General features: G+C 67.7%; 13 protein-coding genes. 9 read left to right on the forward strand and 4 right to left on the reverse strand.

Annotation, left to right across the window (positions count from 1 at the left end):
- Positions 1-83: 83 nt before the first annotated feature.
- The gene (locus AUL30_RS13175) at positions 84-1,013 is read left to right on the forward strand and encodes a ring-cleaving dioxygenase (RefSeq protein WP_062228355.1); all 930 of its coding nucleotides are present in this window, start codon (positions 84-86) and stop codon (positions 1,011-1,013) included.
- A 10-nt stretch (positions 1,014-1,023) separates the two neighbouring features.
- Here AUL30_RS13175 and AUL30_RS13180 read toward each other — a convergent pair whose 3' ends face one another.
- Positions 1,024-2,229, reverse strand: coding sequence for an FAD-dependent oxidoreductase (locus AUL30_RS13180; RefSeq protein ID WP_062228356.1), 1,206 nt, complete (start codon positions 2,227-2,229; stop codon positions 1,024-1,026).
- A 21-nt stretch (positions 2,230-2,250) separates the two neighbouring features.
- The gene (locus tag AUL30_RS13185; protein ID WP_062228357.1) at positions 2,251-3,783 is read right to left on the reverse strand and encodes an acyl-CoA carboxylase subunit beta; all 1,533 of its coding nucleotides are present in this window, start codon (positions 3,781-3,783) and stop codon (positions 2,251-2,253) included.
- A gap of 147 nt (positions 3,784-3,930) precedes the next feature.
- On the opposite strand from AUL30_RS13185, the gene AUL30_RS13190 reads away from it, so the two are divergent.
- The 6 genes from AUL30_RS13190 (at position 3,931) to AUL30_RS13215 (ending at position 11,488) form a co-directional block, all read left to right on the forward strand.
- Positions 3,931-5,592 (forward strand): alpha/beta hydrolase, encoded by a 1,662-nt coding sequence (locus tag AUL30_RS13190; protein ID WP_062228358.1) that lies wholly within the window; start codon positions 3,931-3,933, stop codon positions 5,590-5,592.
- Positions 5,593-5,622: 30 nt separating this feature from the next.
- Positions 5,623-6,318, forward strand: coding sequence for a fumarylacetoacetate hydrolase family protein (locus tag AUL30_RS13195; protein ID WP_062228359.1), 696 nt, complete (start codon positions 5,623-5,625; stop codon positions 6,316-6,318).
- Between the two features lie 114 nt (positions 6,319-6,432).
- Positions 6,433-7,710, forward strand: coding sequence for an imelysin family protein (locus AUL30_RS13200; protein WP_062228360.1), 1,278 nt, complete (start codon positions 6,433-6,435; stop codon positions 7,708-7,710).
- A gap of 72 nt (positions 7,711-7,782) precedes the next feature.
- Positions 7,783-9,282 (forward strand): di-heme oxidoreductase family protein, encoded by a 1,500-nt coding sequence (locus AUL30_RS13205; protein WP_244490840.1) that lies wholly within the window; start codon positions 7,783-7,785, stop codon positions 9,280-9,282.
- A complete protein-coding gene (locus tag AUL30_RS13210) occupies positions 9,282-10,391 on the forward strand; it encodes an imelysin family protein (RefSeq protein WP_062228362.1) in 1,110 nt (369 codons plus the stop codon). The genes AUL30_RS13205 and AUL30_RS13210 overlap by 1 nt, the downstream gene beginning before the upstream one ends.
- A 5-nt stretch (positions 10,392-10,396) precedes the next feature.
- Complete coding sequence (locus AUL30_RS13215) at positions 10,397-11,488, forward strand: DUF1513 domain-containing protein (protein ID WP_192843068.1); 1,092 nt, start codon at positions 10,397-10,399, stop codon at positions 11,486-11,488.
- On the opposite strand, the gene AUL30_RS13220 is transcribed toward AUL30_RS13215, so the two are convergent.
- Positions 11,485-12,315, reverse strand: a complete 831-nt coding sequence (locus AUL30_RS13220) for an aldo/keto reductase (RefSeq protein ID WP_062228364.1) — start codon at positions 12,313-12,315, stop codon at positions 11,485-11,487. The two genes, AUL30_RS13215 and AUL30_RS13220, sit on opposite strands and share 4 nt — an antisense overlap.
- Positions 12,316-12,476: 161 nt before the next feature.
- On the opposite strand from AUL30_RS13220, the gene ku (AUL30_RS13225) reads away from it, so the two are divergent.
- Complete coding sequence (gene ku / locus AUL30_RS13225; protein ID WP_062228365.1) at positions 12,477-13,331, forward strand: non-homologous end joining protein Ku; 855 nt, start codon at positions 12,477-12,479, stop codon at positions 13,329-13,331.
- 3 nt (positions 13,332-13,334) lie between these two features.
- Here ku (AUL30_RS13225) and ku (AUL30_RS13230) read toward each other — a convergent pair whose 3' ends face one another.
- Positions 13,335-14,147: a non-homologous end joining protein Ku gene (ku, locus tag AUL30_RS13230; protein ID WP_062228366.1), complete on the reverse strand. Its 813-nt coding sequence runs from the start codon at positions 14,145-14,147 to the stop codon at positions 13,335-13,337.
- A 123-nt stretch (positions 14,148-14,270) separates the two neighbouring features.
- On the opposite strand from ku (AUL30_RS13230), the gene AUL30_RS13235 reads away from it, so the two are divergent.
- Positions 14,271-14,648: a hypothetical protein gene (locus AUL30_RS13235; RefSeq protein WP_062228367.1), complete on the forward strand. Its 378-nt coding sequence runs from the start codon at positions 14,271-14,273 to the stop codon at positions 14,646-14,648.
- Positions 14,649-14,677 lie beyond the last annotated feature (29 nt).

Raw genomic sequence — 14,677 nt, forward strand, 5'->3', positions numbered from 1 at the left:
ACCGCATGCCGGCAGGAAAACCCGTGCTGACCTTTGGCGGGTTTGAAGCTAGGGTTGTATCGTTGAAGACATCGGATGACCCCATGACGCACAGCCCGTTGCACCACGTTTCGATCATCGCCGGCCAGGCCCGGCAGAACCTTGCCTTCTACACCGAGATTCTCGGCATGCGCCTGGTCAAGCGGACGGTCAATTACGACGATCCGACGAGCTACCACCTCTATTATGGCGATGCGGTCGGCAGTCCCGGAAGCCTGATCACCTTCTTTCCCTGGGAGCATGTCGCACCCGGCAGGCTGGGCGTCGGCGAAACGCAGGAAACGGTCCTATCCGTGCCCGAGGAATCGCTCGGCTTCTGGCTGCACCGCTTTCTGGAAAAGGGCGTCGTCCACGACAGTATCGAAAAGCGCTTCGGGCAATCCGTCCTGCCCTTCCGCGATGTCCACGGAACCCGCCTGGCGCTGGCGAGCGTTCCCGGAAACGGCGCCGTGCCGGCCTGGGAAGGCTCCCCGATCGGCGCCGAACACGCGATCCGCGGCCTCCACAGCGTCAGCCTGCTTCTGGAAGAGGCGGAACCCACGGCCCGCATCCTGACGGAGGTTTTCGGCTATGAGCGGGGGCCGAGCGAAGCTTCGACCACGCGCTACGCCCTGCCCGGAAGCCCGGCCGGCGGCATCGTCGACCTGCGGGCCGTCGGCGGGTTCCTCAAGCCGCGATCGGGCGGCGGGACGGTCCATCACATCGCCTTCCGGGCGCGGGACGGTGCGGAACAGGCCGCCATGGCGGAGGCTCTGAAGCGCGATTTCGGCCTGGAGCCGACCGAGCTGCGGGAGCGCAACTACTTCCAGTCCATTTACGTGCGCGAACCGGGGCATGTCCTCTTCGAGATCGCGACGGACGGGCCCGGTTTCACCGTGGACGAAACCGTCGACATGCTCGGAACCCGCCTCATGCTGCCGGACAATTTCGAGCCGATGCGCGCCGAGATCGAGGCGGCCCTCCCCGAACTCTGACCTCCGCGCTTCAGCGCTTGCGGCCGACACGCGGATGTTCGGGGCGAAAGCCCATGCCGATCAGCCGGCCGGACAGATGCGCCAGGACAGGCCAGCGCGCGATCCGGCGTAAAAACCCCGGCGGCCCGGCGCCGGGGCCCTTCGCCCGCCGGCGGCTCGCGCCTTTCTGCATCATGAGCTGCACGCGCTGTGTGGCCCGCGTCGGGAAGCTGCGGCGCGCCTGCACGGCCGCCAGGTGCTTATCCTTCAGGCGCCCGTCCCGCAGCGGGCCGGACAGGATGTTGGCGGCCGCCACGGCGTCCTGGATGGCAAGATTGACCCCGACGCCGCCGATCGGCGACATGGCATGCGCGGCATCGCCGATGCACAGGAGGCCCGGCCGCCACCAGCGATCCAGCCTGTCGATGCGCACGCTGAGCAGGTGGACATCGTCCCAGCTCGTGACCTCCGCCAGCCGCTCGGGCGGCAGGGGCGACAGACGCGCCACAGCGGCGCGGAAGGCTTCCAGCCCGGCGGCGCGGTGATCCTCGAAACTGCCCTTGCGCACGATGAAGCCGCACTGCCAGTAATCGCCGCGATCGATCAGGACGAGCCCCTGCTGCGGCCCGGCATGGCCCATGGCCTGCGCGGGATCTCCCGGCTGGTGGGACAGGCGGAACCACAGGACATCGCTCGGCGCGCCGAAGGACTGTGCGCTCAGGCCGGCCTGGGCGCGCAGGGCGCCGTTGCGCCCCTGCGCCACGACGGTCAGCGGCGCCCGGAACTCCGCCGCCTCGCCCGCACAGAGCGCGCGGACCCCGACCACGCGATCACCATCCAGGACAAGCTCCCCGGCCTCCGCCTGCATGATCAGCCGGAAACCTGGCAGGGCCCTCGCCTCGCGGCTGAGGAAATCGAGGAAGTCCCATTGCGGCATGAAGGCGATGAACCGGTCCTCGACCGGCAGCTTCGAGAAATCGGCCACGGTAAAGGACTTGCCGCCGATCTCGGCCGTCAGGCGCTCCGCCCGCGTATGCGGCAATGCCAGGAGCCCGTCGATCAGCCCCAGTTCGCGCATGAGCTGCAGGGTGGAGGGGTGGATGGTGTCACCCCGGAAGTCGCGCAGGAAATCGGCATGTTTTTCGAGCACGGTCACCCGCACCCCGGCCCGCGCCAGGAGGTAGCCGAGCATCAGCCCGGCCGGCCCTCCCCCCGCGACGATGCATTGCTGGTCCATGCCATGTCCTTCCGAAGGCGCTCAGAGCGGTATGTTGTCGTGCTTGCGCCACCGTGTTTCGGTCTGCTTGCCGCGCAGCATGGCGAAGGCGCGCACCACGCGGCGGCGGGTCGAATGCGGCATGATCACCTCGTCGATGAAGCCGCGTTCGGCCGCCACGAAGGGGTTGGCGAACCGCGCCTCATATTCCCTTGTGCGGGCGGCGATGGCGTCGGGGTCCGCCAGTTCGGAGCGGTACAGGATTTCCGCTGCGCCCTTGGCGCCCATCACCGCGATCTCCGCCGTCGGCCAGGCATAGTTCACATCCGCGCCGATATGCTTGGATGCCATGACGTCGTAGGCGCCGCCATAGGCCTTGCGCGTGATCACCGTGACCATGGGCACCGTCGCCTCGCTATAGGCGAAGAGCAGCTTGGCCCCGTGCTTGATCACCCCGCCATGCTCCTGCGCCGTCCCGGGCAGGAAGCCGGGCACATCGACCAGGGTCAGGATGGGAATGGAGAACGCGTCGCAGAACCGCACGAAGCGCGCGGCCTTGCGCGAGGAATCGATGTCGAGGCAGCCGGCCAGCACGAGCGGCTGGTTGGCCACGACCCCCACCGTCTGCCCGTCCAGCCGGATCAGGCCGATCAGGATGTTGCCGGCAAAATCGGCCTGCAGCTCGAAGAAATCGCCGTCATCGGCCAGCGCCAGCACGAGTTCGCGCATATCGTAGGGGCGGGCGGCGCTGTCGGGAACGAGCGTGTCCAGCCGCATGTCCAGCCGCGCCGGATCGTCAAAGCTCGGGCGCTGCGGCACTGGCTGGCGGTTGTTGAGCGGCAGGAAGTCGAAGAAGCGGCGTGCCGCCTCCAGCGCCTCCACATCGTTCTCGAAGGCGGCATCGGCAACCGAGGAAATACGGGTGTGCGTGCCGGCGCCGCCCAGAGCCTCGGCGGTCACGCTTTCGTTCGTCACCGTCTTTACGACGTCCGGCCCGGTCACGAACATGTAGGAGGAATCGCGCACCATGAAGATGAAGTCCGTCATGGCCGGCGAGTAGACGGCGCCGCCTGCGCAAGGCCCCATGACCAAGGACAGCTGCGGCACGATGCCGGAGGCCTCCGCGTTGCGGCGGAACACCTCGGCATAGCCGGCGAGCGAGGCCACCCCCTCCTGGATCCGCGCACCGCCGGAATCGTTCAGCCCGATAACCGGCGCTCCGTTGCGCACGGCCATGTCCATGATCTTGCAGATCTTCTGGGCGTGCGTCTCGGACAGGGAGCCGCCGAGCACGGTAAAGTCCTGCGAGAAGACATAGACGAGGCGGCCGTTGATGGTGCCCCAGCCGGTCACCACGCCATCGCCCGGCACCTTGGACTGCGCCATGCCGAAATCGGTCGCGCGGTGGGTGACATACATGTCGAACTCTTCGAAGGAGTCCGGGTCCAGGAGGACGTCCAGCCTTTCGCGCGCGGTCAGCTTTCCCTTGGCATGCTGGGCCGCGACGCGCCGCGCGCCGCCGCCCGAGCGGGCCTGGGCCCGCCGCTCCTCCAATTGCTCCAGCACCGCGCGCATCCGGCCTCCTCCCCTGCAAGCTTGTCGATCCCTGGGTGTAATGGCAGCGCGGCGGCTTTTCAAACGCGCGGGTGACAGCCGGCTCTTGCAGGCCGTGCCGGCTTGCCTATGCTGCGCCGGGAGCCTTGAGGGCCAGAGAGAGGCGCGATGACGCAACAGAATGGCCGGACATGGCGCGCTTACCTCCCCGCACTGGCGACGCCGGGCATTCTTCTGGGCCTTCTCTTCTTTGCGGCATCCCTGACGCCGAGCCTTCTGCCGCGCGGCATCGTGGTGCAGGGCAGCCTTTCCGGCGCATCCTTTGCGGCGGGCTATGCGCTCGGCGTCTTCCTGCGCTGGCTCTGGATGTACATGCAGCTTCCCATGCCGGGCGAAAAGCGGGCCCGGCACCTGCGCCTGGCAAGCCTGACCATGGCGCTGCCGATCCTTGCCCTGTGCCTGTGGAAGGCCGCCGAATGGCAGGATGCGATCCGCCGCGCCATGGGCCTCGATCCGCTGGACACCGCCCATCCGTTGAGCGTCGGCCTGATCGCCCTCGGCGTCTTTCTGGCGCTTCTGGCGGTGGCCCGGCTGTTCCGCGTGGTGGCGCGCGCCCTGTCGACGCGCATGAAGCGGATTGTTCCGCCCCGGATCGCCCAGGTGCTCGCGACGGGGGTGACGCTCTTCCTGTTCTGGTCGCTGATCGACGGGGTGGTCTTCCACCAGGCCCTGCGCATCGCCGACAGCTCCTTCCGCGAACTCGACGCCCATATCGATTCCGACATGCCGCCGCCGCAGGACCCGTTGCAGACGGGCAGCGCCCAGTCCCTCATTTCCTGGGAAAGCCTCGGCGCGCGGGGGCGTGAATTCATCGCCGGCGGTCCACGCGGGCCACAGATCGGCGCCTTCTTCGACACCCCGGCGCTGGAGCCGCTGCGCGTCTATGTGGGGCTGAACTCGCGCGAGACGGTCGACGAGCGGGCCGACCTCGCCTTGCAGGAAATGCTGCGCGTCGGCGCCTTCGAACGCTCCGCCCTGGTGGTGATCGTGCCGACGGGGACCGGCTGGATCGATCCGGCCGGCATGGACACACTGGAATATCTGATGCGCGGCGACGTGGCCTCCGTCGCCCTGCAATATTCCTACCTGACGAGCTGGCTGTCCCTCATGGTCGAGCCCGGCTATGGGGCCGAAGCCGGACGCGCCCTGTTCAAGCGCGTCTATGCGCACTGGACGGGCCTGCCGCGCGATTCCCGGCCCCGGCTCTATCTCTACGGCCTCAGCCTCGGCGCCATGAACTCCGAACTCTCCACCGATCTCTACGAGGTGGTGGCCGATCCCTTCCAAGGCGCGCTCTGGTCCGGCCCGCCCTTCACCAGCGCGACCTGGCGCATGGCGACTGACGAGCGCGTGCCCGGCACGCCGGAATGGCTGCCGCGCTTCCGCGACGGCGCCATCATCCGTTTCACCGCGCAGGGCAACAATCTTGCGGCCGCCAGCGCCCCTTGGGGGCCGATCCGGATCGTCTATCTGCAATATGCGAGCGATCCGGTGACCTTCTTCTCGCCCTCCAGCTTCTACCGGGAGCCGGACTGGATGAAGGGGCAGCGCGGACCCGATGTCAGCACCGCGCTGCGCTGGTTCCCGATCATCACCGGCCTGCAACTGGCCGCCGACATGATGATCGCCACGACAGCGCCGCTGGGCCACGGCCATCTCTATGCGCCCGAGCACTATATCGACGCCTGGATCGCCGTGACCGACCCGCCGGCGCTCGCCGATGGGGAGCTGGAGCGGCTCAAATCCGTCTTCGCCCAGCGCTTCCGCTAGTCGCAACCCTTGCCGCCAAGAGACACCGCCATGACCGATCAACGCTTCGTCTTCGCCCCCGCGCCCGTGCCGAGCCTTCCCGTCACCGGGCGCGCCGAGCGCTTCCCGGTGCATCGCATCTATTGCGTCGGCCGCAACTTCGCCGACCATGCGCGGGAAATGGGCCACGATCCCGACCGCGAACCGCCCTTCTTCTTCCAGAAGAACCCGGACAACCTCCTGGAGTCGGGGACAGCGTTTCCCTACCCGCCCGCGTCCAGGGACGTGCATCACGAGATCGAGCTCGTCGTGGCGCTTGGACGGGGCGGCGTGGACATCGCGCCGGCAGAGGCGATGTCGCATGTGTTCGGCTATGCCGTCGGGCTGGACATGACGCGGCGTGACCTGCAGGGCGCGGCCAAGGCGGCCGGCCGCCCGTGGGAGGTCGGAAAGGCGTTCGAAGCCTCCGCCCCCTGCTCGGCCATCCTGCCGGTCGATGCCGCCGGCCCGCTGGACGGGCGGCGGATCCATCTCAGCGTCAATGGCGCAACCCGCCAGGACGGGACGCTGGACCAGATGATCTGGACCGTTTCGGAAATGATCTCGATCCTGTCCGGGCTGTTCACGCTCAAGGCCGGCGACCTCATCTTCGCCGGCACGCCGGCCGGCGTCGGGCCGGTGGAGAAAGGCGATGTCCTGGTCGGACAGGTCGAGGGGATCGGGAGCGTGGAAACGCGGGTCGCCTGACCTTCTGCAGTTTGGAAAAGTTCTATATTTATGAGGAATTGACACAAGTTTGTGATTGCGTCATGAGCAAGCCAGCGGGGTGGTCCCGGTGGACGCCCGTGGAGGGTTCAACTCATGGTTCGCAATCGTCTCTTGGCCGCCGTCTCGTTCCTCGGCCTCCTGCCGGCAATCTGCGGAACGGCCCTTGCCAGCAGTGGCGTCGGCGCGGCGGATGTCGTCCAGCATTATGCCGATGTGGCGCTGGCCAAATACGAGGATTCGCTGACGACAGCCAAGGCGCTCGACGCGGCGATCGACGCCCTTCTGGCGCAGCCCTCGGAAGCCACCCTCGCCGCCGCGCGGACGGCGTGGATCGCCGCGCGCATCCCCTACCAGCAGTCCGAAGTGTACCGCTTCGGCAACCCGGTCGTCGATGCCTGGGAAGGCCGCGTCAACGCCTGGCCGCTGGATGAAGGCCTGATCGACTATGTCGACCCCGCCTATGGGACGGAAAGCGACAGCAACCCCTATTTCGTCGCCAATGTGATCGCCAACCCGAAGCCGGTGATCAATGGCGAGGCGCTCGACTTCACTGAGCTGACGCCCGAGACGATCCAGTCCCTCCAGGAAGCCGGCGAAGTCGAGGCCAATGTCGCCATCGGCTACCATGCGATCGAGTTCCTGCTCTGGGGGCAGGATCTGAACGGAACCGGCCCGGGCGCCGGCAACCGCCCCTACACGGACTATGACACGGCCAATTGCACGCATGATCATTGCGACCGGCGCGGCGCCTACCTGAAGGCGGCGTCGGAACGGCTGGTCGCCGATCTGCAGGAGATGGTCGACGACTGGAAGCCCGGTGGCGCCGCCGAACAGGTCGTCACCGCCGATCCGACGGCCGGCCTGCGCGCCGCGCTGACGGGTATGGGATCCCTGTCCTATGGCGAGCTTGCGGGTGAGCGCATGAAGCTTGGCCTGATCCTGCACGACCCGGAGGAGGAGCACGACTGCTTCTCCGACAACACCTATGCCTCGCACCAGAACGACGCGATCGGCATCCAGTCCGCCTATACCGGCCGCTATGTCCGCACGGACGGCACGGTCATGACGGGGGCATCCCTGTCCGATCTCGTCAAGGCGAAGGATCCCGCGCTCGACGCGGAGATGACCCAGAAGCTCGCCACGACCGAGGCGGCCATGCAGGCCATGGCCGACCGGGCCGCCGGCGGCGAGGCCTATGACCAGATGATCGGCGAAGGCAATGCTGAGGGCAACGCCGTGGTCCAGGCAGCCATCGACGGGCTGATCGACCAGACACGCAGCATCGAGCGCGTGACGGCCGCGCTCGATCTCGGATCGGTCGAGATCGAGGGATCGGACAGCCTGGACAATCCGGACGCGGTCTTCGAATAGGCCGCCGTCCGGCGGAATGGCCTCATGGCGCGGCGCATCGCCCTTTTCCTGGCACCTCTGGCGGCCACGGCGATGCTCGTCGTGGCGCAGGCGGCGGGGCCGGCCCCTCTGCCCGTCGCCGATTTTTCGCTCGCGCATCCACGCGCCGACCTGACGGAGAAAGACAAGGCCCGCGTCGGCAGCGTCACCGCGCCCACGCAGGACTTTTCCGCGCCCGAACGCTTCGAGGCCATGTCCGGCGGAGCCGGAACGAGCAAGGCCCCGGTCAATGCCGATGCCTTCTCGCATTTTTCCGCGAACATCACCTTCGAGGAAGAAGAGACCTTCAAGCTCGGCAATGCGCTGTTCCGCAAATTCTGGGTATCGTCCCCCTCCTCCACGCAGGCCTCGGACGGCCTTGGGCCGCTCTTCAGCGCCCGCTCCTGCCAGAGCTGCCACCTGAAGGACGGACGCGGCCGGCCGCCGGCGGGTGGCGAGGCCGTATCCATGTTCCTGCGGCTCGCCCGCGCACCGCAAACGGCCGAGGAGCGTGAGGATGTCGCTGCGCATCGGCGCCTGAACCTGCCGGACCCCGTCTATGGCGAGCAGTTGCAGGAATTCGCGGTGCCCGGCCTGACGGCCGAGGGGCGCATGCGGATCGACTATGACGACGTGCCCTTCACCTTCCCCGACGGGGAGGCGGTGTCCCTGCGCAGCCCGCACTACGCGGTCCTGGATCTTGGCTACGGCCCGCTCGATCCGGCCACGACGCTATCGCCCCGCGTCGCCAATCCGATGATCGGCATGGGCCTGATCCAGGCCATCGAACCGGGCGACATCCTGTCCCGTGCCGATCCCGAGGATGCGGATGGCGACGGCATTTCCGGCCGGCCCGCCATCGTGCGGGACCACCGCACCAAGGAGCCGATCCTGGGTCGCTTCGGCTGGAAGGCGCAGAACGGCTCGATCCGCGACCAGGTATCGAGTGCCTTTGCGGGCGATATCGGCATCTCCACGCCCGACCTTCCCCGCCCGGAAGGTGACTGCACCGACCGGCAGGCCGACTGCCTGGCCATGCCGAACGGCGTCCAGCCCCGCCTCGGCGATACGGAAGCGCCCGATCCCGTCATGGACCTCGTCACCTTCTATTCGGAGAACCTCGCCGTTCCCCAGCGGCGCGATGTCGACGACCCGACGGTCCTGCGCGGCAAGGCGCTCTTCTACGGCGCCGGCTGCCCGGCCTGCCACGTGCCCAAATATGTGACGAGCCGTCAGGCGGCCAACAAGGCGCAGGCTTTCCAGCTTATCTGGCCCTATTCCGACTTTCTCCTGCACGACATGGGCGAGGGCCTGGCCGATGGCCAGGCGGTCGGAGAGGCGGATGGCCGGGAATGGCGCACGCCCCCCTTATGGGGGATCGGGCTGACGCAGGCCGTCAGCAATCACCAGTTCTTCCTGCATGATGGACGGGCCCGCAGCCTGACCGAAGCGATCCTGTGGCATGGCGGCGAGGCGGAACGCGCGCGGGACGCCTTCGCCGCCCTGCCGGCAGAGGACCGTGCCGCGCTGATCCGTTTTCTGGAGTCCCTTTGATGATCAAGCTCCTCCAAGGGCTTCTCGCCCTGCTTCTGCTGGCGGCGCCCTTGGCACGGGCGCAGGAAACGGCGCTGCCGCCCCCGCCGCCGCTCGATCCGGCGGCGGTGCGATCCGTGATGCGCCACGCCGTGGAGGACGTGATCCGGCCCGGCTATGCCGATCTGGCGCGCGACGCCGAAGCCATGAAAGACCGGATGGAGCGCCTCTGCGCGGCGCCGTCGCCGGAAGGTCTTGCCGCCGCACGCGATGGCTTCGTCACGCTGACCGATGCCTGGGCGCGGATCGAGATCGTGCGGATCGGCCCGGCGCTGGAGGACAGCCGCTTCGAGCGCATCCTCTTCTACCCCGACCGCAAGGGTCTCGGCCTGCGCCAGATCCAGGCCCTTCTGCGGGACGAGGATCCGGCCGCGACGCAACTGTCCAGCCTGGCGGACAAGAGCGTTGCGGTGCAGGGGCTCGGCGCCTTGGACTATCTTCTCTATGGCGATGGGTCGGACAGCACGGCGACAGAGGCCGGCGCCTATCGCTGCCGGTTTGCGCAGGCCGTGGCCGCCAATGTGGCGCGTGTTTCCACAGCCCTCTCCGATGGCTGGAACGCGCCGGACGGGATCGGGTCGGCGATGATCGGCTTCGGCCCGGAGAGCCCGCTGTTCCGCACCCCGGACGAGGCCGCGACGGCGCTGCTCGGTATCCTCGTGCACGGGGCCGAAGCCGTGCGCGACCAGCGGATCGAAAGCTTCTACAGGGGCCCCGACCGCCAGTCCTTCCCGCGCCAGGCCCTGTTCTGGCGCAGCGAGCGGACCTTCCCGATGATCGCCGGCAATCTCGAGGGGCTGCGCGCTCTGTTCGACGGATCGCAGATCGCGACCCTCCTGCCGTCCGATCCGCTGGGCACCGCCGACAGCATCGACTTCCTCCTGTCCAACATGGCGCGGACGGCGCGCGGCATGGAGCCCCAGGCAGAGGCAGTCCTGGCCGATCCCGCCCAGCGGCAGCGCCTCGACTACCTCCTCCTGTCCGGCAAGGACCTCATCCAGCGCCTCGATGGCGAGCTTGGCGGCGCCATCGGCCTGTCTGCCGGCTTCTCCTTCCAGGACGGGGATTGAGCACCGTGCCGGCGCGTTCGGCGATGGACCGGCGGGGCTTCATGCAGGCTGCGGGCGCGGCCTTCCTGGCAACGCTCGCCCCGGAACGCCTGGCGGCACTGGAGCGGACCGATGCGGTCTATGCCTCGGCCTTCCGGGCGCCGGATGGCAGCTTCGGCGTCGCAACCTTCAGCGAAGCGGGACAGATCGTCCATCGCGCCCTGCTGCCGGCCCGCGCGCACGGATTGGCCGGCGGCGCAGAGATCGGGCGCTGCGTGGCCTTTGCGCGGCGGCCCGGCACTTTCGCCTATATTTTCGACCCGGCCCTGCCGGACGGCGGCACGGTGATCGCAACCCCGCCCGATCGGCACTTCTTCGGCCATGGCGCCTTTTCGCCGGACGGACGGCTGCTCTATGCGAGCGAGAACGATTTTGCGGGCAATCGCGGCACCATCGGCATCTACGATGCGACGGGGGGCTGGCACCGCATCGGCGAGTTCGACGCCCATGGCATCGGCACGCATGATATCTGCGTCAGCGCGGACGGGCGGCGGCTCGTCATCGCCAATGGCGGCATCGAGACCCATCCCGATTTCGGCCGCACCAAACTCAATCTCGACCGGATGGAGCCATCCCTGGTGATACTGGACACCGCCTCCGGCGGCCTCGTCCAGAAGCACGTCCTGCCGGCCGAACTGTCCCACCTGTCCACGCGGCATCTGGCGCTGGCGCCAGGCAACCGCATCTGGTTCGCCTGCCAGTACGAGGGCGACCGCCGGGACATGCCGCCTCTGGCGGGCTGGTTCGCGGAGGGCGAGGCGCTGCGCTTTGCCGCCTTGCCGGATCGGACCATCGAGCGTCTTGGCCATTATGTCGGCGCCATCGCCGTCAACCCGCGCGAGGGGCTCGTCGGCCTGTCCTCGCCCAAGGGCGGCCTCGTCATCCTGGATGCAGCGGACGGAAGGGTGCTGGCGGAACGCGCCATCCCGGAAGCGGCCGGCGTGTGCGCCGGTGCCTCTGGGATCGCGGTTTCCACCTATTCGGGGCGTCTGGCGCAGACGCAGAACGCCCTCGCCTTCGACCAGCACCTTTTGCGGATCGATGCTGCCGGGCGTTAGAAGTCGGCCTTCATCGGGTCCGGGCCGATGCGCCCGTCGGCCTTGTCGAGGCCGCCCACAGCCGCCATGTCCTCCTGGCTGAGCTCGAAGTCGAACACATCGAAATTGTCCCGGATGCGCTGCGGCGTCACCGATTTGGGGATGACGACGAAGCCCTTCTGCAGGTGCCAGCGCAGGATCACCTGCGCAGGGCTGCGACCGTGCCGCGCGGCAATCTCCGTCAGCACCGCATCCTCCAGGAGGCGCCCTTGGCCTAACGGGCTCCAGGCCTGCGTCAGCACGTCGCGCTCGCGGTTCGCCTCGGAAAGCGCAGCCTGCTGGAAGCGCGGATGCAGCTCGATCTGGTTGAGAACCGGCGTCACCCCAGTCTCGGAGATGATGCGGTCGAGATGCTCGGCCGTGAAGTTGGACACGCCGATGGATCGGACCCGCCCTTCCTCCCGCAGGCGGATTAGCGCGCGCCAGGTTTCCACATAGAGATCGCGGCGCGGCGATGGCCAATGGATGAGGTAGAGATCGACATAATCCATGCCGAGCTTGCCGAGGCTCTCCTCCGCCGCGCGCAGCGTAGAGTCGAAGCCCTGCGCCTCGTTCCAAAGCTTGGTGGTGATGAAGAGATCGTCCCGGGCGATGCCTGAATCGGCCACGCCACGGCCGACACCCGCTTCGTTGCCATAGATGGCGGCGGTGTCCACATGGCGGTAGCCGGTCTCGATCGCCGTGCGGACCGCGGCCTGTGCGTCGGAATCTTCGGCCTTGAAGACACCGAGGCCGAGCTGCGGAATCGTTCGACCATCATTCATGGTCAGATAGGGCTGGCTCGTCATCGTATGGGCTCCTTGCGCTGCGGCGGCCAAACGCCGCCCGTTGCCCGTAAGGTGGGATTGGCGCGCGGGATTTAAACCGCGGCCCGCCGCGGGGGCCGGAACGAAGGGCAAGCGCAGGCCGTTGCAGGGGAAAGCGGCGGATCGGACGACGAAGGCCAGACATGACGGCACGGGCCAACTGGAAGGGTTTCCTGAAGATCGACGACGTGACCTGCCCGGTCGCCCTCTATACGGCGGCATCCACCTCGGACCGGATCGCCTTCCATACGATCAACCGATCGACCGGTCACCGCGTCCGCCGGGTCTTCGTCGACAGCGAAACCGAGAAGCCGGTCGAGCGCGACGATCAGGTGAAAGGGTACGAAACCGGCAAGGGCGACTACGTCATCCTGACGCCGGAGGAAATCGCCTCCGCCACGCCGGAAAGCGACAAGACGCTGACCGTGTCCTCTTTCGTATCCTGCGGCACGATCGACGACGTCTATATCGACAAACCGTATTTTCTGGCGCCCTCCGACGACGTCGCGCGGGAATCCTACCGGCTCATCCGGGACTCGCTGCGCAAGCGCAAGGTCGCGGCCCTGGCGCAGGCCGTCCTGTTCCGGCGCGTGCGCACACTCCTGATCCGGCCCATGGGCGACGGCCTCCTGGCTGCTACACTCAATTACGATTACGAGGTCCGGTCCTCTGCGGAGGTCTTCGCCGACATTCCCAAGGGCAAGATCGAGCGGGAGATGCTCGACCTTGCCCGACATATCATCGACACCAAGCGCGGTGCCTTCGAGCCCGAGGCCTTCGAGGACCGCTACGACGCCGCCCTGGCGGAACTGGTCCGTGCCAAGATGGAAGGGCGCAAGATCCGCAAGCCGAAGGCGCCGGCGCGCGACAAGGTCGTGGATCTGATGCAGGCGCTGCGCGACAGTGCCGGCGCCGCGGCTAAGGCTGCCAAGCCAACGCGCCGCAAGTCTGCGGCTTCCTCCAAGGCCAAGGGGACGGACCTGAAGAAGGCGAGCTGACGCTCAGTCCTTGCCGCCGCCCTTTTCCAGGCTCTTCTTCAGTGCGTCCATGATGCTGACGACATTGTTGCCACCGGCGCCACCGCCGGCGCCCTTCGCCTTGGGCTTTGTGTTCGCCGGCTTGCGCTTGCGCTTGCGCGCCGCGATCATGTCCTTGAGCCTGTCCTGGACGGGGTCCTCGACCATGGATGGATCCCACTTCGTCGTCCGCGCATCCACGAGCTTCAGCATCATCCGCGACAAGGCAGCATCGCCCCGGGACTTGTCCCCAGGGGGGAACAGGCCTTCCGCCTTGCGCACCTCGTCCCCGTAGCGCAGCGTCCACAGGACGATGCCCTTGTCGCGCGGCTCCAGGAGCACGGCCCGCTCGCGCCGGTACATGACAAGCCGTGAAATCCCCGCCGTTCCGGTGGCTTCCATCGCATCGCGGATCACGACGAAGGCCTCCTCGCCGACCTTGTCCGAGGGTGTCAGGTAATGCGGGCGGTCGAACCAGATCCAGTCCACCGTGTCGCGCTCCACGAACCGCTCGATGTCGATGGTGCGGGTACTGTCCAGGGCGACGGCGTCAATCTCGTCATCTTCCAGGATGATGAAATCATCCTCGCCGCGCTGCCAGCCGCGAGCCTCGTCTTCCTCATGCACGGGCTTGCCGGTCTGCGCGTCCACATAGCGGCTGACCACGCGGTTGCCGGTCCGGGCGTTGAGCGTATGAAAGCGGATCTTGTCCTGGTCCGACAAAGCGGGCGTCATGCGGACCGGGCAGGTCACGAGCGACAGTTTCAGATAGCCCTTCCAGTAATTCCTCGGCGCCATCGACAAACCCCGCCATCCCGCTGTGGCACAATCGCCTCACCGTGAAACAGAATGCCCCGGCCGCCGGTTCCGGCACCGCGCCGCCGCAGGATCGCCAAGTTGCGCCTGCACGGGTCGAGGCACATGATGTCTGCAACCGAAGGCTACTCAACAGCGCCGATCATGGTCATGCTGCGCGCCTGTCTCATTGCCGTGGTCACCCTCATGACCCTCTTGGGCCCGGCAGCCGCCGCCGAGCGTGTGGCCGCGCGCGCCGGCTGCGAGCCCCTGGCGCTGCATGCAACGCAGGAAGACACGATCGGACAGGATTGGGCCAACGAGGCCCGCCTTCTCTACTGCCAGGTCGCGGCCAGCATCCTGCCCGAGGGCTGGTCGCCTACGCCGCGGCCGCGCGGCGCAGTTCACCGCGCCGCAGGCGCGCGTCGATCCACACTCCGTTTCGCCTTGGGAGCGGCCGCCCCGCATCGTCTAATGCACCGCCGGACCGAATTTTCCTTCTAGGCCCCCTGCGGATGCCACCGGCACCGCGG

It is taken from the genome of Aureimonas frigidaquae (assembly GCF_001463905.1).
In the GTDB taxonomy this organism is placed as follows: domain Bacteria; phylum Pseudomonadota; class Alphaproteobacteria; order Rhizobiales; family Rhizobiaceae; genus Aureimonas; species Aureimonas frigidaquae.

Coding starts and splice junctions, on each gene's coding strand:
- AUL30_RS13175 (WP_062228355.1), top strand. CDS start 84: ATGACGCACAGCCCGTTGCACCACGTTTCGATCATCGCCGGCCAGGCC.
- AUL30_RS13180 (WP_062228356.1), bottom strand. CDS start 2,229: ATGGACCAGCAATGCATCGTCGCGGGGGGAGGGCCGGCCGGGCTGATG.
- AUL30_RS13185 (WP_062228357.1), bottom strand. CDS start 3,783: ATGCGCGCGGTGCTGGAGCAATTGGAGGAGCGGCGGGCCCAGGCCCGC.
- AUL30_RS13190 (WP_062228358.1), top strand. CDS start 3,931: ATGACGCAACAGAATGGCCGGACATGGCGCGCTTACCTCCCCGCACTG.
- AUL30_RS13195 (WP_062228359.1), top strand. CDS start 5,623: ATGACCGATCAACGCTTCGTCTTCGCCCCCGCGCCCGTGCCGAGCCTT.
- AUL30_RS13200 (WP_062228360.1), top strand. CDS start 6,433: ATGGTTCGCAATCGTCTCTTGGCCGCCGTCTCGTTCCTCGGCCTCCTG.
- AUL30_RS13205 (WP_244490840.1), top strand. CDS start 7,783: ATGCTCGTCGTGGCGCAGGCGGCGGGGCCGGCCCCTCTGCCCGTCGCC.
- AUL30_RS13210 (WP_062228362.1), top strand. CDS start 9,282: ATGATCAAGCTCCTCCAAGGGCTTCTCGCCCTGCTTCTGCTGGCGGCG.
- AUL30_RS13220 (WP_062228364.1), bottom strand. CDS start 12,315: ATGACGAGCCAGCCCTATCTGACCATGAATGATGGTCGAACGATTCCG.
- ku (WP_062228365.1), top strand. CDS start 12,477: ATGACGGCACGGGCCAACTGGAAGGGTTTCCTGAAGATCGACGACGTG.
- ku (WP_062228366.1), bottom strand. CDS start 14,147: ATGGCGCCGAGGAATTACTGGAAGGGCTATCTGAAACTGTCGCTCGTG.
- AUL30_RS13235 (WP_062228367.1), top strand. CDS start 14,271: ATGATGTCTGCAACCGAAGGCTACTCAACAGCGCCGATCATGGTCATG.